Consider the following 21723-nt stretch of genomic DNA (forward strand, 5'->3'; position numbering starts at 1 on the left):
TACAATTGTAGCAATCGTAGGTGTAATTTACTTCAACCACCAAGACAAGAAAAAGGCTCAAAAAGCCAAATGAGAAAGGAACTGGTTGTATTTCCATTCCTACCGTAATATTAATGATATGAAAAAAATAAAAGTTGCCTTGACAAATAGACTGATTTCTGATGTCAAGGCAACTTTTAATTTTTAAATAATTCATTTCTTCAAAGATACATACACCTTTGCCGACAGTTCGTCATATCTGAAAGACAGAGGAGATATTTTTTCCAGATCCTCAAGCACCTTCTCAATCAGTGTATGTCTGGAAACGAGTGTTATATGCAAATCCGACGGAATATCATTTTCCACAACAAAATCTACATTATACCAGCGACCAAGACGGATAAGCACTTCATTGAAAGGAGCGTCATTGAATGATATGACATTGCTTTTCCATACTGATGATGCGCCTGTATCTGTATTTCGGTTCACACGATATGAACGTGTTGCCTTGTTATATATTACGCACTCACCTGGAGATACCGGTACTTCCTCATCAGAAAGCAATTTAAGATTTATCCTTCCTTCATCAAGATTAACCTTTATATCGTCATTTTCCGGATATGCCTCTACATTGAAAGAAGTACCGAGTACACGTATGGACGGACCGTTAAGGTTTACCACAAACGGACGGTTCTTGTTTTTCGCCACTACAAAGTATGCCTCTCCCTTCAATTCTACCGTACGTTCGGAAATACCGAACTTGCGAGGATAACGCATGTACGAGTCGGAGTTTATATAAACCTTAGTACCATCCTGAAACATCATTTGCATACGTTCCCCTTTAGGTACGTATATTTCGGCATACTCGCCTCCGCCAAATATATCCACTCTGGTGTTAAGATGAAGATATAATCCCAATATAAGCACCAATGGCAGAAGCACTGCGGCAGCACGCAATGTCCACCGTCTGATATTCTTGTTTCGTATGCGTATATTTATTGTCTGAAACATCTTATCCGACGGAACACTGTGGTCTATCAGCAAATCGGCATTATCAAGCGGCAATGAATTGATGTCTTCATCGAAGTTCTTTGACAGATACTCCGAACCTTCATCCGTCGCAAACCACTTTGCCACCTTTCTTGCTTCCTCCGGAGTAGCTAATCCGGCCAGCACTTTTTCTATTTGTTTGTCATCTGGTCTGTTCATATTCTATATTAGTCTATTATCTTATTAGACACCCATCACGCCTAAAAGTATAAGGAAAAGTATTATCATTAACATTTTTTTGAGATGTATCCGCAATAGTTTCAACGCTTCCGAATAATGTGTCTTTATAGTATTGACTGACAGGTTCATACGTTCGGCAATTTCCTTGTTCGACAATTCTTCGCGCACTTTCAGCAGACAAATCTCGCGTTTCTGTTCAGGCAGTTTGTCCAATGCCTTGTAAAAGATGTCCATCCTTTCCCTGTTTTCAAATTTTTCTACAAAATCGTCTGCAAACTCGGATGCCCTTTGTGCCAGTTCATATTGTTTCTCTATCGCTGAATTTTCATTACGGATTACATTCAATACGTAATTCTTTGTCATCGTAAACAGATAGTTCTTCAGACTTATACCGATATTCAAATCCGAACGATATTCCCAAAGACGTACAAAAACATATTGCACGGCTTCTTCTGCCTTTTCCTTATCCATAAGATAACGGTAAGATACAGAATACAGCAAACGGTGATATTTGTTGTAAGCTTCTGTGAAAGCCATCTTATCTCCGTTTTCTATAAGATTGAATAATTGCTCGTCTGAAAAACTAAAATACTTGGACACTTTCATAATGAACAGTTCTTTTTGCGGAACAAATATACAATTATTAAAATTAAAGAACAGCTATCGGATGATTTTTTCATAAAAACAGCATTCTCGGACAAATACAAATAACCTTAGAAACTATTTTTAATACAAGGTTTTACATTACTCTAACATCAAGTCTTTATTTTACATATATTTTATTACTTTTTTTCATGTCAACATTATATATATGTAGCCTTAATTTACTATCTTTGTTTTATGACCTCGTAATTATTGTAATAATTAATAAACTTTACCATGGAAGAATTTGCATTTCTGCAACCTTTGCTGCTCACTATAACAGGATTGATTATAGGGGCACTACTTAAATCATTACTAAAACACAGTCGTTTTCCCTACACAGTAGGATTGTTCGCCATCGGACTTCTGGTAGGAATACTGAACCGTACGGGAATATTCAATTCATTGCCTCAAATAACGGAAGCTGTAGATAGTGTGGCGGATATAAATCCCGACCTTATACTGTATCTTTTCCTTCCTATACTTATATTCGATGCAGCATACGAGCTGAATATGCATATCTTCAAAAAAACACTGGCGAACGCTACCCTGCTTGCTGCACCGGGACTTGTTATCTGCATGATTCTCACCGGAGTGCTGATGGTTGGAATAGGTCTGGTTATACCTGGATACGAAAACTGGACATGGGCATTTGCCCTGATGTTCGGAGCATTGATCAGTGCTACCGACCCTGTTGCTGTAGTTGCTCTGCTTCACGAACTGAAAACCAGCAAACGCTTTTCTACACTTGTAGATGCCGAATCATTGCTCAATGATGGTACCGGTATCGTATGCTTCATGCTGTTCTTCGGAGTATATGCCGCAACAGGCGGTTCGGACAGTTCACCGGTTATGGAATTCATAAAGGTGATAAGCATAAGTACCATCCTGGGATATTTCCTTGCACGTGTAGTGATATGGTTCATTACTAGAATAAACTCCGAAGAGATGATACAGAACAGTGTGATCATCCTTTCGGCATACGTCACTTTCATCATTTCACAATTCTATCTTGGTGTTTCCGGAGTCATAGCACTCGTCGCATTCGGTCTTACCGTTACATACACAGGTAAACCAAGATTGAAACCGCAAGTAAACAATTTCATGGAACATTTCTGGGAACTTGCAACATATATAGCAAACACACTTATTTTCATCATAGTGGGTATTGTAATATCAGAAAAAGTAACCTTCTCATGGAGTGCATTCGGAGTACTCATACTGATATATATTTTCCTCAACCTGTTCCGCTACGCCATGATTTCTATGCTATATCCTGTAATGAAAAGAATGGGCTACGGACTGACAAAACGCGAATCGGTAATACTTACATGGGGAGGATTACGTGGCGCGCTTGCCATGACTTTAGCGTTGATGGTATCATATACCGAAGCGATACCGGAAGATATCAGAAACCAGATTTTGTTTTTCACTGCCGGTATAGTTACACTGACTCTTTGTATAAACGCCACAACAATGCGCTGGCTGCTCAACAGGCTTGGACTGATCAGTGTTCCTTCGGCAAGAGTAAAACTGGATTACAATATCCACAAACATATCAGAGAAAACTCTGAGAAATATTTGGAAAGGCTGAAAGCAAGAGACCATCTGACTGGAGCAAACTGGATAAAAGTTGAACACTATATGGCGTCAGCTCCGGTAGCCCCAATAGTGGAAGCAAAAGACAAAGATGTAATATCAGAAATACGTCTGAAAGTCCTTGACAGAGAGAAAGCCACATGTAAAGCCATCTACGAAGAAGGTATCATATCCGAAACCGCTTTCCGCAGATTGATGAACTCACTGGACGAACTGTACGACCACGATGGAAAATACACTCTGGACTACAGAAACTCCATCTTCAAATTCTGCGACCGCAGCAGTACGATCAATGCTCTGAGAAAAACTCCAGTAATACACGACTGGATAAGTTTCTATTTCCGCGAGCGCATTACTGTAGTTTATGATTTGGGACGTGGTTTCATCATTCTTCAGAAAGAGAATTTGAAGTTGATAGACGAACTGAAAACTTCCAACCTTCTCGATGATGAGCAGAAAGCCGTATTGCCAACACTGAAATCGGAAATAGAGAATAATATCTCACGTATGGATGTAGTTATAAGCACTCTGGCTGAAGAGTTTCCTAAAGCTTACGGACATGCCCTTACGCTGAAGTCCATACGTATGTTGCTAAGCAACGAGAAACGTACTGTCAAGCAGATGATAAACAACGGTATCATAAGCGAGAAGGACGCTGAACCTCTGATTGAAAACATAGAGGAACGTGCGGACGAGGTAAACTCATTCAGCCATACCATTCCGGCATCGATACTTCGCTGGATGTTCTTCGTTAGAAAAAAGAAAGAATGGAAATAATAGATAAGACATAGAAATAAAATAAAGGCTGTTTCTTTTGTGATGGTATATTACACAAGAAACAGCCTTTATTATTTTATATCATTTCATTAATATCAATGAAACAGTCTATCAGACGTAATCTTTTTGAATGATTCCTCATCAGACTTTCTGATATTGATGCTTCCGTCATTCCAGTGTGTAGGATAACCTCCGTAAGAGTTACCGAGGAACACTACCTTGAATTCGTGAAGTCCGGCAGAAAGAGCTACAGACTTGTTTGTAGGACAGAAATGTTTGACAAGTCCTCCATTATCGATAAGTTTCTTACCGTCAATCCATACTTCTTCAAGATCAGAAGAGAAGAAATAAACACCATCGGCCGGAATATCAACATATCCTGTAGCAATAGCGGAATACTGCTTGAAGCCTCTCATGGTTTCTTCAGAGAACTTTCTGTAGGTAATAAGTTCGCGTGTATCCTTAATGACTTTCTTATCCGCTACTTTCATACCAGATTTTTCTAATTCCGCCATATTCAGATATGTTCCGTCAATAACTTCCATATTAAGTCCCGAAGTTTTCTTTTCTACAGTTGCAGCAGGAGAAAGAGTCTGTTTTTCTACTGTCACAGTGCGAACCCTGCTCATCTTGTGAGAAGGAAGAACAGAAGCAATCTTCACTGTAGCATTTTCAGTGAAATCAAGCGGTGCATTATAAACTGCAGAGTTGATTGTAGGTTCAGTGCCGTCTAGTGTATAAACCATTTTTACAGGTCTGTTGGTTGTAAATGTCAACGATACATTGTCTGTAAAAGCAACAAAATCACAAGATCCGTTCGGTTGTTCCGGCATAGGAATATAATAGTTTATTCCATGTCCGTCAAGACGCACGCAAGCATTGTCTATACGTCTGATAAAATCATTATAATCTTTCAGTTCTGTAGCTGTCCATCCAGTTTCTGCTATGGCTAAAGCACGCGGGAAGGTACGGTATTCCCTTATATCATTTGTATAAAGATATTCACTCCATACATTGCCCTGAAGACCTTTGATAAAGTTTTCCTTATCCATGGCAACAAGTGTATCAGGCACAGGATTATAGCTATATGTCTTTTCCAGTGGAGAGAAACCGCCGATTGCAACAGGGCCTATTTTACAGTCTCCCTGATAATGGTCAAGATACAGGCCATTTGAACCAGGAGTCATAATTACATCATGATTTGTCAAAGCTGCAGCAATACCACCTTCTTCGCCACGCCATGACATAACAGTTGCAGTTGGTGACAGACCTCCTTCAAGAATTTCGTCCCATCCGATAATCTTCTTTCCATATTTGGCCGCGACTTTTTCCATGCGCTGTACGAAATAGCTTTGCAGACGTTCTTCAGCTGTATGGTTCTTGTCGGCAAACAGTTTTTCTTCACGTATTCTCTTCTGACACAACGGACATGTTTTCCAACTAGTCTTAGGACATTCATCACCACCTATATGAAGATATTCTCCAGGGAACAAGGCGGCAACCTCAGCGATAACATCTTCAAGGAACTGGAAAGGAAGCTCCTTACCGGCACACATCACCACGTGTTCCACTCCCCATACTGTACGTGGAGTGATAGACTGTCCTTTGCAAGAAAGTTCAGGATATGCGGAAATGGCTGCGAGTTCATGTCCTGGCAATTCTATTTCAGGAACTACTGTGATAAATCTGTCCGAAGCATATTTCACTATTTCCTTTACTTCTTCCTGGGTATAATAGCCTCCATATTCTGTTCCGTCTGCTTCAATTCGTTTTGAAGCCACTTCGGCCAGTTTAGGATACTTCTTAATCTCGATTCTCCATCCCTGGTCTTCAGTCAGATGCCAGTGCATACGGTTCATTTTGAAGAGAGCCATTACGTCCAACTGTTTCTTAATCTCATCTACAGTCATGAAATGACGGCAAGGATCAATCATCAGACCTCTGTATTCGAACTTAGGTTCGTCTGTAATGTTTACAGCCTGTGCCACCCAAGGAACGTTCTTTACTACAGCAGGACTTTCAATCTCTGCCGGAAGAAGTTGCATGAACGACTGCATTCCGTAGAAAAGTCCCTGAGCTGTTTTTGCCTTTACAAGTACTGATTCCGGAGTAACATTCAATGTATATCCCTCGTCATCCATAGAGGCAGAAGGGTCAAGTTCCAGACGGATACATCCGTTTTCCTTAACCTGAATGTCAAAACCTGTTGCACGGTTGATTTTTGAGATGAAATATTCGGCAACAGTCTTTTCGTCCTGACCTGCGGCATGAACAGACATACCGTCCTTCAGTTTGAAACTTCCATTACCTACTTCCAGGGAAAGAGGCTTTGGTATAATATTTATACCTTCGTTATAGGACTTGATTTCTGTGGCCGAATTACCACACGAAATCATAATACCAGCTGTAAACACTGTACAGATAGCTTTTAGACAGCTTTTTTTCATAAAAAATTAAATTTAAATTAACGATATTGGTAATTACATATTTTTGTTTTTATCTTTGATAAAATCGTCCGGGCAAACGACTTTGTTAATTCTTTCACCTTTTTCCAAAGTTATCCATGTAGTAAAATACCCGCTGTTTTCTGTCAATTCTATAACTCTGGCACCATTTGACAAATGATTATAAACCGTGTTTCCTCCACTGTATCTTCCGTATGCCAATAATATATTGTTCCAATATACGGCATAATCATTGTCATGGTCATGTCCTACAAATATTCCTTTTACATCCCCATTTTCCTTCATGGCAGCAAACATTCCGGAATTCAGTTTCGGTGAACACGCCTGTTCCATTCGTGTACCGACCATAACAGCATTCTGATCTTCAACGGCATAAGAATATTCAGGAAGAGGTATATGGAAGAAAGCGAACGACTGCACTGGTTTGCCTCCATTGGCTGCTGTAAACTTATTGCTATTTTCACGGTACCACGAAATCTGGTCGAATTTTATAAACCCATATCCCTTGACACCCTCAATTGTGGAATATGAATTAGAATCCATACAATAAAGAATAGCTGCATCTCTGGCAGAGTCGTTAGACTTTACGGTCAATATATAATTAGAAAAACCGGAAATACCTTCTGCTGTAGATGTAAGATTATATTCATACGAAGATGCAATGTCAAGCAACTGTTTACGTGTCATTCCCTGCTCATCATCATGATTACCAAAAGTAATTCCAAAAGGGATTTTAAAATCTGAAATCAGGGAAAGTACCTCACGAAAACCTTCCTCTGCAGGTTTACCGTAAATAACATCTCCGGTTATTATAACCAGATCCGGTTTTTCTGATGTTAAGACTTCCCTTATTCTTTGTAAAGCTACTTGCGAACGGGCATCCTGATAAACATTATGTACATCGGTGAGCTGTACAATCTTGAATTTTCCTTCCTGATTGAACTTTAAAACATTTTGAGCCTTTATACAAAAAGTAGTACATAAAAGGCATAATAATACACACAAAAATTTCATTATTACTAGATTTAAGAGCTAATATTTATCCAATGTGCAAAGTAAACAAATAAAACCACAAAATACAATAAGACATTTATAATTTATGCTTTTTCTTTACTTTATAACATGAATGAAAATTTAATTCAAGGCATATCACCCTCCCATTCCAAAAGTATCTTTTTCTTTTCTATTCCCCAATAATAACCGCCAATTCCTCCATCAGAACGCAATACCCTATGACAAGGAACTAGTATAGCCACCGGATTTCGTCCTATGGCTGTTCCTACAGCACGCAAAGCGCGTGGATTATTTATAGCTTTTGCAATATCACTATAAGTGGAAGTTTTCCCAAAAGGAATCTCAAGCAAGGCTTTCCATACCTCTATCTGAAAATCCGTACCGTAAAGATGTAAAGCAATTTCATTTGAAGACATCCTTTCATCTTTATCAAAAAAGCGCAAAGCCTGGTTGTGAAACTCCGTAGAATGTATCTGTTGAGAAGATTTTGCAAACCTTTTGCAAAGTAATTGCAAAGCCTCATCACGGTTGTCGGCTAATTCAATACAACATATTCCGCGAACTGTTGACGCAATCAGTATTTCTCCTACCGGAGTATTGTAAAATCCATAATCAATATTCAGATTACGGAACTCGCAGTCTGTCATTCTTTCTATTCTAAACCTCATTTATTAACCTAGATTTATATTACATCACAAAATAAATGAAATCCGCCGCATAAAACAAACAGACTTTCAAAACTTTATTATCTTCGCAGGCAAAACAAAAACAAGAATCATGAAACCGCAGGAATGGTATAACAACAATCTATCGGACACTAAACAGAGTCTGAACAAGGTAAACAAAACCATATTATATATAAGTATTATAAGGATACTGCTCTTCGTAGGCTGTATATCGACTGTCATCGCATTATGGAGCCACAGCATACAGACTATCATAACAGGAGCCTGTTGTACACTTGTCCCTTTCCTTATAATGATAAAGGTACACAGCCGTTTCTTCATTCGCAGACAATGGCTGGAAGTAAAGGCTGACATCCTAAACAAAGAATTAAAAGGACTTAACAATGATTATTCGGAATTTGATGAGGGCAAGGAGTTTGCCGATACAGAACATCTTTATTCATTCGACCTTGATATCTTCGGCCGCAAATCACTATTCCAGGCAATAAACCGTACATGTACTCACATAGGAAAAACTACTTTGGCGGAATGGATGAAAAAACATTTACGTAAAAAAGAAGATATAGAGGAAAGACAGGATTGCGTAAAAGATTTGGCAGAAAGGAATGACTTCAGACTGAATTTCGCTATCACAGGTCTTATAAACAGAAGTGAAAACAACGATGACAGCGACATCCGCAAATGGGCAGAAACGGAAAGTACTCTCACAAAATCTACTTGGGCGAAAGCATTGATATGGCTGGTTCCATCCATAAATATAATACTGTTGGTATGCGGACTGGCGGACATAATCTCCATGTCATGGTTCGGACTTGCTTTTTCATTTTTCGTAATACTTAGTTTCAGTGTTATTAAGCGTGCCACTGAACTTCAGGAAGAGTATGGCAAAAAACTTAAAACACTAAGCACATATGCCCGCCTGATAACATTGGCACAAAACGAGGAATGGAATGCCAGAGGAATAAAGGATATAATAAAAAGACTTGAGATAGACGGAAAATCTCCTGCCGAAGCCCTAAAGGCACTGACTAAAGAACTGGACAGACTAGACTTGCGTAATAATCAGATTATGTATGTAATACTCGAAGGAAGCATGTTCTTCCAGTTGCGCCAGATGATACGTATCGAGGCATGGAAAGACCGGTACGGAAAATACCTCTCAGGATGGCTGGAGGCAGTAGGAGAACTGGACGCACTCTGTTCGCTCGGAACATTTGCCTACAATCATCCCGGATATCAGTATGCCGAAATCACAGATACTCCATTCTGTTATGAGGCTGAAGAGCTGGGACATCCGCTGATGCCTAAGGAGCAATGCGTAAAAAATGATGCACTGATTCCTTCAAGCCCTTATTTCCTCATTATCACAGGTGCCAACATGGCGGGAAAAAGTACATACCTGAGAACAATAGGCGTGAACTATCTGCTGGCATGTATCGGTGCACCGTCGTGCTGTAAAAAAATGAAAATCTATCCGGCACAGCTGATAACAAGTCTGCGTACATCAGACTCGCTGAGCGATAACGAATCTTATTTCTTTGCAGAACTCAAACGTCTGAAAAGAATCATTGACATGCTCAACAGGGGCGACGAGCTGTTCATCATCCTCGATGAGATTCTTAAAGGAACAAATTCTACGGACAAGCAAAAAGGTTCGTTCAGCCTTATACGCCAGTTTATGACTCTAAAGGCAAACGGTATTATTGCCACTCACGATTTGCTGCTCGGTGAACTGGTAAAATATTTCCCTGACCAGATAAGGAACTACTGTTTCGAAGCGGACATAAAAAACAATGAGCTATACTTCAGTTACAAGATACGTGAAGGTATAGCCCAAAATATGAATGCATGCTTCCTTATGAAGAAGATGGGGATTGTGATAGAAGATAATTAACTATTACACAAAGAATTTGCAAAGTTGACAGATGTTTTTTATTTTTGTCTTTATATATAAATACATTATGTGGAAAGAGAAGTTAGGAGCCTATCTTATAGATGTCTCAAAATATGTGTTGACAGGTATAGTAATAGCATCTTTATTTAAAGATTTGGGCGAAAGCAAACTATTAATATATGTCTTAGGTTTATTAGTAGCTTGCTCAATACTCTTAGCGGGTTTAGTATTAAGTAATAAGAAGGAGGAAAAATAATGGAAGCAGTATTTGTTTTATCAGCAATAGGACTACCATGCGTAATATTCCTGATATGGTGTCTTACACCTCCGGGAAAGAAATGGTTAAAATCAAACCATATGATTTAAATAATGTATTGCGCAATCGTTCAGATTGCGCAAGTACCCTTACCACCATAATCACAACTAACATCGCCCTGATATTCCGGATGACGCTGCAACCACACTACGGCATAAGCACATGTAGCGACCGGTTTCAGACATTTACAGCGTGCATAATCGTATGCAGCCTTTACAAGGGCTGATGCTATTCCGCGTCCGCCTATTTCTTCGGGCACTATGGTGTGGCGGATATCAAGACCGCCGTCTTCTGTCAGCAGATAAGCTACATGAGCGGTATAACCGTCCACCTCCACCTTGAACTGTTTCTTTGCTTCGTCGTGTACAATTTCCATAAGCTATAAATTTTAGTCAGATTAACTTTAAATTTCGAGAAATACAAAGTTATAAAATTCATCGCTATTATACTGTAATTAGACGCTTTTTATCGAAAAACAAACGATAAATAAGCCATAATAGCAAATATTGGAAACAAAATAGCTATTTTTAAACACTATACACACCTTTCTACTACTACTTTTGCGCAAAAGAAATCAATTAATTATAAACAGAATACTTAAATCACATTTATAGTATCTTTTACAATTACACAAAAACGGGCTAACTAAAACTTTGTAACCATCTTGTTCAAGATGTCCACATTTTATATGTAAAAACATCGGAACAACAATCAATACTGTGATATGATAATACACCGTCTAAAAATAATGATTTTTATAATTGCACTAGTAAGAATATCAATACTAGTCTGCAACGCACATTCCATCACAACAGACGAAAACACTATATCAGAAAAAGATTCAGTCATTCTATTCAGATTCATACCTGGAAACAAGATTTTCTACTCTCCATTCAAAGGTAATGAAGAAGCCATAACATACACCGTACAGCTTATAAACCAGCACCGTAAAGATATTGAAGCAGGACGAGCTCATTTATTGATACGTGGCTTTTGTGGTTCATTTCCTACATTTAGAGAAAACCTGGCAGCAGCAAAAGAGCGTAGTAATCATGTAAAGTCCTGGTTTATAACACATCACGGCATGAAAGAAGAGTATTATCTTACAAAAAACAGCACCAGCAGTTATAAGAACATGAAAGATGTTGTGGCCTTGATAGGAATAAACTTTGTTGAAGGGTACACTCCTGAAAAGACACAGTATGACAACAAATCATATATAGCAGATACAAACAAAATAAATGACAGTTTTCAGAGATTACAGCCATTCAGAAAACTATATGAAAATCAGCCTGAAATTATTCTAACAGAAATTCCTCAAAAAAAATATAAGGACAAACGATGGTATCTGAAAACAAACATTATATATGATTGTGCAATTATGCCATCATTAGAGATAGAATACCGTATCGACAGAAAATGGTCGGTAGGAGTTGAAGGCAATATGGCTTGGTGGCACAATGACAACAAACACAAATACTATCAACTAGCCACCATACTGCCGGAAATACGTTACTGGATACACAGAAAAAACAATCTTCACGGACATTATGCAGGTCTGTTTGGAGGAGGAGGTTGGTACGACCTGGAAAATGGCAATACAGGATATAGAGGCGAAGGAGGAATGATAGGTATAAGCTACGGATATATGTTTCCTATAGGTAAAAACCTTGCATTCGAAGCAGGTATAGGTGCCGGTTTTATGACTACAAAATACGATCAATATATTCCTATTGACAAACACTACGTTTATGAACAGACCAACCGCTTCAATTATTTTGGTCCGTTAAAAATAAAATTTGCTTTGGTGTGGAACATAGGCTGGGGCACTGTCAAGAAAGGAGGTAAATCATGACACTATACCATAAAACTATAAAAAACTATCCGGATATACTGTATTGTATTTTCCTCATTCTTTTCATTAATATGATGCTGAGTTCATGCCGGAAAGAGTTGTGTTTCAACCATGAGGAACATGCTTTGTCTGCAAATGCCTATGTTCAACTACAATGGATGCAGGAATGGGAAAATCCGTATAAGGCAGGAACAGATGGATTTGACTGGAAACGAATATGGAGAAAAGAAAACTGGCCAGGTAGTTACGAAGACTATAAGCCAAATGTACCAAAAGGTATCCGTACGCAAATACATACAGGAGGTTCCCGACCGATAACAAACAATCTGAAAAATTCAGGAGGGATACTACCTATACCTCAGGGAGAACATGAACTGTTATTCTACAGTAACGACACAGAATATATTGTATTCAGCAATACCGATAACCCGGTAACAGCTACAGCCGGTACGCGTATTCGCACAAGATCCGGCTACAAGGCTCCTGAAGGATATGAACATGAGCAGACCGTCAATCCACCGGATATGCTTTATGCCTCATATATACCTAAATACAAAGCTGATTTGTCTATCGAGACAGAACATCTGCCTGTAACGATGTTTCCACGTACATATACCTACCTGATACGCTACAAGTTCAAGTCAGGTCTGGAATATGTGTCCCGTGCAAAAGGGGCACTTACAGGCATGGCAAACAAGACTTATTTACACGACGGGCATACAGACAACACAACCGCTACACTACTTTTTGACTGCAAAATAGACGAACTAGGCTGTAATGCAAAAGTTATGTCGTTTGGTGTACCAAATTTTGCTTACAAATCAAATGAATACACAGATGATGCCGAGAAACTGCATTTCGTGCTAAATCTTGAAGTTATACTGAAAAACGGTAAACACCTTAATTACTATCTTGACGTCAGTAAATACATGCGTGTACAACCACGTGGCGGCATACTGCTTTTTCCGGACATAGAAGTTAGCGATGAGGACGGCAGTGAAAGTTCAGGTAATTTTGATACAGATATAGGAGACTGGGAAGACACAATAGACATACCATTACCAATATAATGAACATATATTTTTATAATACCAAATAATAACTTTAAGTTTTACCTTTTAACTATTTTTATCGTGAAAAAGAATTTATTTTTGATGGGTATGGCTGCAATGACTTTGGCAAGTTGTACCAACGAAGTGCTGAAAGTGGCAAACATGCACACAATTGGTTTCGATGCATTTGTAGGCAACACGACAAGAGCTGTAACAGAAGTGAAAACATTGAATAATTTCTATGTTTTCGGGAAATACTGTACAGACAATACGTCTTTTGACGGTCAAATTTTCAACAATGAACTTAATACCAGCACCTATTACTGGCATACGGGAAATTACTACCGCTTCGGTGCTTATGCAGACGGCGAAGCTGGACAAATCATAGATGCCAGCTATGACGCCACATCACAAAAACTGACTTTTCCTAATTATACACCTAGTGACGACAAGGATCTGGTTGCTGCAGTAAGTTCAGCAGATGCAGTATCCGGCATACCTTCTACCCCAGTTTCATTATCATTCAGCCACATGCTGAGCCAGGTAGGCTTCACTTTTAATACAGAACTTAAAAATTATACACTGGCTATACGAGATATAAAAATCAAGAAAGCTATAAAAACTGCAACTGGTATCTACGAGGATGGTAACATCAAATGGGATGGCAATGCAGAAGCAGATGTAGCCTATACTTATGATGACATTGCAAATCTGGCAGGCGAAACATCAAACAAGGCTTCGCAATTCAAACTTGTAATTCCACAGCAACTTCCTACTGACGAAACATCTAAAGTAACAGTTTCATTTACAGCCAGCATATCTGGAGGCGGCATGTCACAAGAAGCTACAAAATCATTTGAATTAGAACTGGCATCACCAGGTGAAGGAGGATGGAAACCTGGATTCCGTTACAACTACACTGCGACAATCAACGGTGACAATATAACCAACATGGAAGTTATTGAATTCAAACCTGAAATAGATAACTGGAAAGACGGCAACACTACTGAAATTGCTCCTCAAAAGATTATCAGTTCATACATCAGACCAAACTTCTATGAAACCGATCGCGTTTATACCGAAAGTATGAATGCATGTAATGACCTAATATTCATGACAGCAAGCCCATACGCAAACGGTGACATTTATTTTGAAACTCCTGATAACACAGCTACATTCACAGAAAGTGGTGTTACAGCAACTGATGAATTCAACGGAAAGAAAGGGGTTATGCATTTTGACGGAACAGGAGAAATGAACGCAGGACACGGTCTTCTGAACTCTGCGACAAAAGGTGTCAACCAGTTTACATTTGCTACATGGATATATATAGACGAATGGACTTCCGGTGCAACTCTCTTTTCCAAGGCAGCAAGCAGCGGAAACAACAGGACTTCACTTACACTTGGCGAGACAGAAGGTAATTTAATTTTCAGAATAAACGACCAGACAGCAACACTCAGCAACAGTAATATAGTATCAGGGAAATGGATACACATAGCTATGACATATGGCAATAAAGGTACTTTGCGCCTATACGTAAACGGTGATGACGCATCTGCAACAAGTGGTACTATTAGCGTAAACGAACTTCCTTTCATGCAGACAGAAACTAAATTAGGTAAAGGTCTGAAGGGATATATCGACGAAGCTTATTTCAATTTCCTACCTCTTGGAGGCGGAGACATCAGAACTGTAATGAATGCCGAAGGAAAACTATCATATAAAAGCTGGAATATTTGCAAGACTCAGGCCTATTGGACATTCGACAAAGAAAATCCTGGAAAGGATAATCATACATGGGTCACTATTCTGAATGATTTACGTACCAAACTTAATCCTGGAATAAAATTACGTATCGGTATAGCATCTGGTGGATGGCAAGCCATGTGTGATTCTCCAGCCGCCAGACAAAAGTTTGCCAATAACGTTAAAAATCTATTAGAAACATATAATCTTGATGGTGTAGATCTGGATTTTGAATGGCCTGCAAACAACGAAGGTGCTTTCAACACATACAATCAGACAGTTATAGCTGTAAGAAGCATTATCGGCTACGATTATACATTTAGTGTTTCATTACATCCGGTTTCATATAAGATGTCACTAGAAGCTGCAAAGTATGTCGATTTCATTTCAATACAGGCATACGGTCCATCACCAGAGCGTTTTCCAATGTCACAGTTCAAAAATGATGCACAGGCTGTACTAGCATGGGGATTCCCTAAAGATAAAATCGTAATGGGAGTACCTTTCTATGGAGTTACTAAAGATGGCTCAAAAAGTACTGAAGCTTATTGGAACTTTGTGCAAAACAATCTTGTAACCTCAACCTCACAAAAAGAAGTAACTTACAAAGGTAAAGTATTTATATATGATGGAGCAGATGCCATACGTGAGAAGACAAGATACACAATGGAGCAAGGCATGGCAGGTATGATGAGCTGGGACCTTGCAACAGATGTCACACTCAGCCATGAATATTCATTATTGAAAGCTATGTTAAAGGAAATACCTGCACAGCCACAATAAATTTTCAGTAAAGAATATACAATATAAAACTGTGTCCGCAAGCAAGTCAGATTTTGCTTGCGAACACAGTTTTTTAGTTTTATAAAAAATGAATCATCAGAACAATGTTCCCGGATTCTTCTCTGCCCTCCACTGCTCTATAGGCATGCTGTAAAGCCATGAGGTCTTTTCTTCCTTACGTTCTACGAAATACACATACGAGATGTCATTCTCTACGATATGTATATTGTCATTCGGAGTAACCACAAGGAGCTGCAGATGAAGCTGCTTGCACAAGTCTATCAGATAGCGTGCCTTATCCTCGTCCTGCGCCTTGAAGGCTTCGTCGATGGCAATGAAACGGAATGAATTGTCCTGCATTCCGCTCTTTGTCAAACCGAACTGGTATGCAATGGCAGAACCGAGGATGGTATAAGTGAGCTGCGCTTTCTCTCCTCCAGACAAGTGTCCCATGTTTTCGTATGTTGTTTCCTTATTTCCTGTATTACGGTTGAATTCCTCTGCCTTATAGGTGAACCATGAACGCACATCCATCACCCTGTTTCTCCAATCCTCATTTTCCAGACGTTCCATAAACGGCTGGATATGGTCGCGAAAATGTATCTTACGCCCGTCTATCGTAGAATTGATTTTCTGCACATTAGGCATAGCCTCATCCATCAGACGGCGGAACTCTCTGACCTCTTCATTTATTCTTGTCTGCATAACCAGCTGAATGTAAGTAGCCGGCTGCTTGCGGTAATCAATACCATGAAGTGATTCATTCAGCATGCGTATATTGTCGTCTATCGCACTCTTCCAGTTTATGAAGAACATACGGAAGTCACCCACCTTGTCTGTAAGCGTTTTCTGCAGATAGTTGTCAAACTGCTTTTCGTATTTCGGCAGGTTTTCTTTCTGCAAACGGTGCAACATTTCCTGATATTCGTCTATAAGGTCGATATTGTCAGCATCAGGCAAAGCATTAACGTCCGAACGCCAGTCCTTGAACTTCTCGGTGATATATTCCGAAGGATATTTGAAATCACGGATATGGTTCTTCGCCTTGTCTTCCGCCTCACGCTTCTTATTAAACAGTTTATTACGTTCGCGGTCATTACGGCTGATGAATGACTTGTATTCCTTATCAAGATCTTCGAATGTACAGTTCTTCAGTTCTTCGTAAGCCTGCTCAAAGTCGGAAAGAAGAATAGAACGCATTGATGAAATAGCCTTCTGACATTCTTCCATCTCATTTTTCGTTTCCTTTATATTGGATTTTATATCCGAAATCTGGCTCACCTTGTCGCGTATCTCTTCCAGCGAAATATTACGTATGGCCTGACGTACCTGCTCCAACTGTTTCTGAAGAGCCTGTATGGTATTATTGTTCTTTTCCAATTCAGCCTTGTCGGAAAGTTTCTCCTGCAGACGTGTGGCGTATTCTTTCCAGTTTACGGCATCGAAGTCCTTAAACATATCCACCAGTTTCTTGCTCATGTCGTAGTCATACTGGAGTTTCTGTTTCTCGGAATTTATATCATTCAGCTTGGCCATCAGCTCTATGTCTTTCTCCTGAAGTTCCTTTATCTCATGTTGAAGCAGGGATATCTTGTCCTGATTATCCCATCCGAGGATATAATTTGCCTTGCTCACTACCTGAGGACGGTCGTCCTTCTCATGCCTGTCGTGCGAGAACTTAATAAGTCCCTCACGCGTAACAGCCTTTTCCTGATAGCGTTCGAACTCTTCAAGATTTTCTACGCACGCATAATTGTATTTCTGGAATATGGTATCGCGTATCCACTCCTCATATTCAGAGTCGGGACGTATTTCAATCTTGTCTAGCAGTCTGGCATCATCGGATGTGAATGTATCCATTCCTGCAAGCGAGTTGTAAGTACGATAGCGGTAATAAGTAATCCTACCCTTCAAGTCGTTAGAGTTAAGAAACTTATTTACCTCATGATAATACTGGTCAGGCACAAGCAGATGCAGGGCAAAGTTGTGAAGGATTTTCTCAATGGCACCCTCCCACTCCATTTCGGCAGGATTTACCCTTATCAGCTCACCGATGAAAGGTATCTCATCCTTTGTGGCTCCGGTATGTTCAAGAATCATTTCGCGTATCTCCGACTCACGTCCTGAAATATTGTTCTTGTTCTTCTTAAGAGATTCGATGGTCTTGATATACTCATCAATCTTCATAGTAATATCTTTCCTTTCGTTTTCAAAGGATATTGTCTCTCTGATTTTCTGCTCTATACCGGCATTCATGCTTTCCAGACGTCCGGATACAGAGTCACGCTGACTTATGAAAGTATCCTTGTCTGGGTCAGTAGTGAGCGACAACACAGATGCCACCGAGTTATATTCATCCATACGCGATACACGTTCGTCACGAAGTTCTTCCAGACGCTTAATCTCCTGCTCCATTTCCTTTATCTTCCTGCCAACCTCATCATTCTCTATGGCAAGGGCTATGGAACGTTCGTCCTGACGCATTCTGTCCTCGTCGTCACGAAGTTTCTTTTCCTCTTTTTCAAGACGTTCCTGCTCCTGTTCCAAAGAATCCACACGTTCCTTACCCAGTTCTATAGTCTTACGGGCAAACCAGTAATCAATGCTTTCCCTGTCCATGGAAAGTTGCTTTATTTTCTGGGCATATTCTTTTATCTCGTCTGCATATTCTGATATAGGTGTAAGCAATTCAATCTGTTTTCCTGCTTTTTCGATATTGGTCTTTGCCTCCATCAGAGTCTTGAAACTGTCTTTAAGCATTATATACTGCGACTCTGCATGCTGCTCTTCAAGCATATTGGTACGGATAAAATCATCAAGGTCGTCTAGTACCTTCACACCCACTATCTGATTGAACAGTGAAAGAGCCTTTACGGAACGCATACCGAAAAGCTGTGTGATACGGTCGGCATAGCCTACAGGTCCTTCAAAGAATTCCACCATCGTACGGTTCCCCTTATGCGAGCTTTCCAGACGGCGACGCCACATACCCTTGCCATCGAATGGCTGGAAGTCGGTCTTAATATCCAGTTCGCAATGAGCCAAACCGAAGGTACGCCTCAACTCACCACCTGAGAACCAGCGTACTTGAAACACTGTAACCACACGGGTATCGGTATTGGTAAAAGTGGCAAGAAGCACAGAGTATGCCGAATGATCGCGCAATGACTGTGTGCTTGCACCGCTTTCGCCGTCGCGCTGAATATTTCCATAATTACCAAGAACGTATGTCTCCTCTGTTCGGTTACCTTTCTTCTCCACTCCCGACGACTGGTTATAGAACCTATCCTTCTTGGCAGGTACCATCAGAGTGAGTAGAGCATCTATTATGGTACTCTTTCCCGAAGCGTTTGCTCCCGTAAGCAGGGCATTGTTTCCCTGGGGCTCCATGCGGAAAATCCTTTCGTGAAATGTTCCCCAGTTGTATATCTCCATGTATTTCAAACGAAATCCCGACGTATCGGAACCGGTACTAAACAGACTCAACATATTCTTGCAGTTTATCCTTAAATTCTTGTAGTTTGTCCAATGTTACTTTCTCTTTAATTATTCTGTGAATCTGGTATGTATTCACATTGTCTCGCTTTATCAGTTTCAGATATCCCAGCGACACTATACGGTTGATATATGTGTCTATCTCGCTGAGTAACTTCACTCTGTTGAAACGTTCAGGAAGGAATATCTCTATTCGCTCCTTCAACTCGTCGGCACTGACAAAACGCTCTGTAGCATACAGCTCGTCCATATTGCTATCGAACTCTTCAAGCATCTGTCTTAAGATTATCAGAATCACCGATATTTCGAAACCAAGCTGCTGGCGAGGAATAAGTCCTGTGGTCCTGTCCTCATCATCCACTATCTGCTTGATATATGCAAAACCTTCATCGCGTTTCACTATCAGCTCTATACCAATATTTGCGAGATACTTGTTTATCTCCGACTGATAGTTAAGGATGTCCTCCCATGCGTTCGTGTCTGTTACCTCTACGGGACCTTTAAGAAGGCGTACTACGGTACGTCCGTAAGGTGCTATTATAGAATCTATATTCATTTTAAGATAATAATTTCCGGTATTACTATTGATTTCTTCAACTCGCTGTTAAACGGTATTGTTTGTGTACGGTCGGCATTAATGGTATGCCTGAATCCGCGTATCACACTGATATATCCGAACAGCTCTGCCAGTCCTTTTTCCAGTCCTCCACTCTCCTCTACCACGTCGGACAGAGAAACCTGCTTACGACGCTTCAATGAATCATGAATTCTCTGTTTGAGTATCGAACGATCCACTCCATGACTTACAAAAAGCTTGTCGGCATGTTCTGCCTCGGCAATGTCCGCACTTGCTATTTCTATCACATTGTTATAGTTCACATCGTCAGTCTTTTCAAGAGTAAGTTTTCTCTCTATCGGCATGGATATTTCCGGTATAGTCTCCAGTTCGAGCGAAACATCCGGTTTGATGTTCTGACTTGCCAACTGAAGTAGTACCGACTGTATGTCCTGAATAACACGTTTCGATGCAGCCGACTGAGAATTATTGTTTTCGCAGATGATACGGCTCAACTTTTCAGCCATCTTGTCGTTTGCCTGATATACTTTCTTTCCGCTGTTATAAAGATACTGCTTCATATTTTTCAGGAACATATCTTCCTGACGGATCTGCGACGGATCGATGGAATGATACAAATCGTCAACCATATTATCCCATGCGTCCTGCATGGATGGTGTCATAAGGAAATCCCAAAAAGCATAGAAACTTTTTCCCTGCGAACTCTGCTGAAGTTTGTCAAGTGCATCGAACGTATATCCAAGAATATCACCTTTCGAAACGTCTCCCTCGGCATGTTTCTGATATATGGATTTTGTAATGGACTTAAAATTGTCTTCCACTTCCTTGAAATCGGAAAGAAGCTCCTTTGCCGTACGGGTAATGTCTCGGAAACGTGGGAGCACCTGATAATCTTCATAGACCATTGCCGACTCGCCTGCTCTAAGGCTCTGAATCTGATGCTCTATCTCCATCTTTTTCTGCTCAAGCATTCGGATACGTTCTTCAGGATCCTCGTTGGTAAACTCAACAAGTTCCTTTATCTGTCCGTAAAGGTTCATAAACTTCGACTCTGTTCCCACGAACTCATCCTTCTTCAGACTGAGAAGCCAGTCTATCACCTTGCTGGAATATGACGAAAGTTCGTAGAACACCTCGCCGCTTTCTTCCTGATAATTGCGGAGAAAACCTTTGTCCGTCCATTTCTGAATATACTTGTATGCCTTTTCGTCGTATGAATCGAACACATTTATATCGTTCTCCTCATCCTTCTCCAGATTAATGGAAGAAAGATAATCTGAAAGTCGCATTTTCAGTGAATCATATGCCACTGGCTCTCTGTGCTTATAAAATGTTTCATACAGAAACAATACAATAATCTCCCTGTTTCGCAAACGCAAAAGTTCCGCGTATGGGGAATCGTTCAATATATCGGACAATAGCTGGGTTTCGGACATGTTTTTTTATTCGAAATAAGTTATCATACAAAGTTAGCTATAAAATCCGACACTGCAATGAGAGCTTGTAGTGTACTAAATAAGTTGACACAAATTATTTAGTAACATGCGTGAATATAGAAAGTATTCAAAAGAAGAATGTTTGTCTTATTTGGAGGAATATTTGTCCTCTTC

The 21723-nt window shown here is 39.9% G+C and carries 15 protein-coding genes; 6 read left to right on the forward strand and 9 right to left on the reverse strand.

Annotated elements, in window-relative coordinates; all coding sequences use genetic code 11:
* Positions 1-192 precede the first annotated feature (192 nt).
* Both H6A61_RS10510 and H6A61_RS10515 read right to left on the reverse strand, forming a co-directional pair.
* Positions 193-1188 (reverse strand): FecR family protein, encoded by a 996-nt coding sequence (locus H6A61_RS10510; protein WP_204393460.1) that lies wholly within the window; start codon positions 1186-1188, stop codon positions 193-195.
* A gap of 24 nt (positions 1189-1212) precedes the next feature.
* Positions 1213-1815: an RNA polymerase sigma-70 factor gene (locus H6A61_RS10515; protein WP_204393462.1), complete on the reverse strand. Its 603-nt coding sequence runs from the start codon at positions 1813-1815 to the stop codon at positions 1213-1215.
* Between the two features lie 273 nt (positions 1816-2088).
* Between H6A61_RS10515 and H6A61_RS10520 the strand changes: the two genes are divergently transcribed.
* Positions 2089-4227 (forward strand): cation:proton antiporter, encoded by a 2139-nt coding sequence (locus H6A61_RS10520; protein WP_154043275.1) that lies wholly within the window; start codon positions 2089-2091, stop codon positions 4225-4227.
* Between the two features lie 95 nt (positions 4228-4322).
* Here H6A61_RS10520 and H6A61_RS10525 read toward each other — a convergent pair whose 3' ends face one another.
* The 3 genes from H6A61_RS10525 to H6A61_RS10535 form a co-directional block, all read right to left on the reverse strand.
* Entirely contained in the window at positions 4323-6674 is a 2352-nt protein-coding gene (locus H6A61_RS10525) for a family 20 glycosylhydrolase (RefSeq protein WP_204393464.1), read from the reverse strand.
* Between the two features lie 33 nt (positions 6675-6707).
* Positions 6708-7706 (reverse strand): metallophosphoesterase family protein, encoded by a 999-nt coding sequence (locus H6A61_RS10530; RefSeq protein WP_204393466.1) that lies wholly within the window; start codon positions 7704-7706, stop codon positions 6708-6710.
* A 125-nt stretch (positions 7707-7831) separates the two neighbouring features.
* Positions 7832-8374: a methylated-DNA--[protein]-cysteine S-methyltransferase gene (locus H6A61_RS10535; protein ID WP_204393468.1), complete on the reverse strand. Its 543-nt coding sequence runs from the start codon at positions 8372-8374 to the stop codon at positions 7832-7834.
* A gap of 109 nt (positions 8375-8483) precedes the next feature.
* On the opposite strand from H6A61_RS10535, the gene H6A61_RS10540 reads away from it, so the two are divergent.
* Together H6A61_RS10540 and H6A61_RS10545 are read left to right on the forward strand one after the other, a co-directional pair.
* Positions 8484-10286 carry a MutS family DNA mismatch repair protein gene (locus H6A61_RS10540; RefSeq protein WP_204393470.1) on the forward strand — a complete coding sequence of 601 codons (1803 nt, stop codon included), beginning with the start codon at positions 8484-8486 and terminating at the stop codon, positions 10284-10286.
* A gap of 67 nt (positions 10287-10353) precedes the next feature.
* Positions 10354-10542 (forward strand): DUF6722 family protein, encoded by a 189-nt coding sequence (locus H6A61_RS10545; protein ID WP_204393472.1) that lies wholly within the window; start codon positions 10354-10356, stop codon positions 10540-10542.
* 130 nt (positions 10543-10672) lie between these two features.
* Here the strand turns inward: H6A61_RS10545 and H6A61_RS10550 are convergent, their stop codons facing one another.
* The gene (locus H6A61_RS10550; RefSeq protein WP_204393474.1) at positions 10673-10978 is read right to left on the reverse strand and encodes a GNAT family N-acetyltransferase; all 306 of its coding nucleotides are present in this window, start codon (positions 10976-10978) and stop codon (positions 10673-10675) included.
* A gap of 372 nt (positions 10979-11350) precedes the next feature.
* On the opposite strand from H6A61_RS10550, the gene H6A61_RS10555 reads away from it, so the two are divergent.
* The 3 genes from H6A61_RS10555 to H6A61_RS16190 all read left to right on the forward strand — a co-directional run bounded on the left by H6A61_RS10555 (position 11351) and on the right by H6A61_RS16190 (position 16041).
* Complete coding sequence (locus H6A61_RS10555) at positions 11351-12457, forward strand: DUF3575 domain-containing protein (protein ID WP_239469186.1); 1107 nt, start codon at positions 11351-11353, stop codon at positions 12455-12457.
* 71 nt (positions 12458-12528) lie between these two features.
* On the forward strand, positions 12529-13527 hold the full coding sequence (locus H6A61_RS10560; protein WP_204393478.1) for a DUF5119 domain-containing protein: 999 nt from the start codon (positions 12529-12531) through the stop codon (positions 13525-13527).
* A 63-nt stretch (positions 13528-13590) separates the two neighbouring features.
* Positions 13591-16041, forward strand: a complete 2451-nt coding sequence (locus H6A61_RS16190) for a glycosyl hydrolase family 18 protein (RefSeq protein ID WP_204393480.1) — start codon at positions 13591-13593, stop codon at positions 16039-16041.
* Between the two features lie 96 nt (positions 16042-16137).
* On the opposite strand, the gene H6A61_RS10570 is transcribed toward H6A61_RS16190, so the two are convergent.
* The 3 genes from H6A61_RS10570 to H6A61_RS10580 are packed head-to-tail and all read right to left on the reverse strand — an operon-like array spanning position 16138 to position 21549.
* Entirely contained in the window at positions 16138-19530 is a 3393-nt protein-coding gene (locus H6A61_RS10570; RefSeq protein ID WP_204393482.1) for an ATP-binding protein, read from the reverse strand.
* Positions 19514-20092: a DUF4194 domain-containing protein gene (locus tag H6A61_RS10575; protein WP_154043264.1), complete on the reverse strand. Its 579-nt coding sequence runs from the start codon at positions 20090-20092 to the stop codon at positions 19514-19516. Before H6A61_RS10575 ends, H6A61_RS10570 begins: the two co-directional genes overlap by 17 nt.
* Entirely contained in the window at positions 20089-21549 is a 1461-nt protein-coding gene (locus H6A61_RS10580) for a DUF3375 domain-containing protein (protein WP_204393484.1), read from the reverse strand. Before H6A61_RS10580 ends, H6A61_RS10575 begins: the two co-directional genes overlap by 4 nt.
* Between the last annotated feature and the right edge of the window lie 174 nt (positions 21550-21723).

The organism is Bacteroides caecigallinarum, assembly GCF_016901995.1.
Lineage (GTDB): Bacteria > Bacteroidota > Bacteroidia > Bacteroidales > Bacteroidaceae > Phocaeicola > Phocaeicola cellulolyticus.

What these genes read in the sequence shown, in the direction of transcription:
- H6A61_RS10510 (WP_204393460.1), bottom strand. Translation starts at nt 1,188, where the DNA reads ATGAACAGACCAGATGACAAACAAATAGAAAAAGTGCTGGCCGGATTA.
- H6A61_RS10515 (WP_204393462.1), bottom strand. Translation starts at nt 1,815, where the DNA reads ATGAAAGTGTCCAAGTATTTTAGTTTTTCAGACGAGCAATTATTCAAT.
- H6A61_RS10520 (WP_154043275.1), top strand. Translation starts at nt 2,089, where the DNA reads ATGGAAGAATTTGCATTTCTGCAACCTTTGCTGCTCACTATAACAGGA.
- H6A61_RS10525 (WP_204393464.1), bottom strand. Translation starts at nt 6,674, where the DNA reads ATGAAAAAAAGCTGTCTAAAAGCTATCTGTACAGTGTTTACAGCTGGT.
- H6A61_RS10530 (WP_204393466.1), bottom strand. Translation starts at nt 7,706, where the DNA reads ATGAAATTTTTGTGTGTATTATTATGCCTTTTATGTACTACTTTTTGT.
- H6A61_RS10535 (WP_204393468.1), bottom strand. Translation starts at nt 8,374, where the DNA reads ATGAGGTTTAGAATAGAAAGAATGACAGACTGCGAGTTCCGTAATCTG.
- H6A61_RS10540 (WP_204393470.1), top strand. Translation starts at nt 8,484, where the DNA reads ATGAAACCGCAGGAATGGTATAACAACAATCTATCGGACACTAAACAG.
- H6A61_RS10545 (WP_204393472.1), top strand. Translation starts at nt 10,354, where the DNA reads ATGTGGAAAGAGAAGTTAGGAGCCTATCTTATAGATGTCTCAAAATAT.
- H6A61_RS10550 (WP_204393474.1), bottom strand. Translation starts at nt 10,978, where the DNA reads ATGGAAATTGTACACGACGAAGCAAAGAAACAGTTCAAGGTGGAGGTG.
- H6A61_RS10555 (WP_239469186.1), top strand. Translation starts at nt 11,351, where the DNA reads ATGATTTTTATAATTGCACTAGTAAGAATATCAATACTAGTCTGCAAC.
- H6A61_RS10560 (WP_204393478.1), top strand. Translation starts at nt 12,529, where the DNA reads ATGATGCTGAGTTCATGCCGGAAAGAGTTGTGTTTCAACCATGAGGAA.
- H6A61_RS10570 (WP_204393482.1), bottom strand. Translation starts at nt 19,530, where the DNA reads ATGTTGAGTCTGTTTAGTACCGGTTCCGATACGTCGGGATTTCGTTTG.
- H6A61_RS10575 (WP_154043264.1), bottom strand. Translation starts at nt 20,092, where the DNA reads ATGAATATAGATTCTATAATAGCACCTTACGGACGTACCGTAGTACGC.
- H6A61_RS10580 (WP_204393484.1), bottom strand. Translation starts at nt 21,549, where the DNA reads ATGTCCGAAACCCAGCTATTGTCCGATATATTGAACGATTCCCCATAC.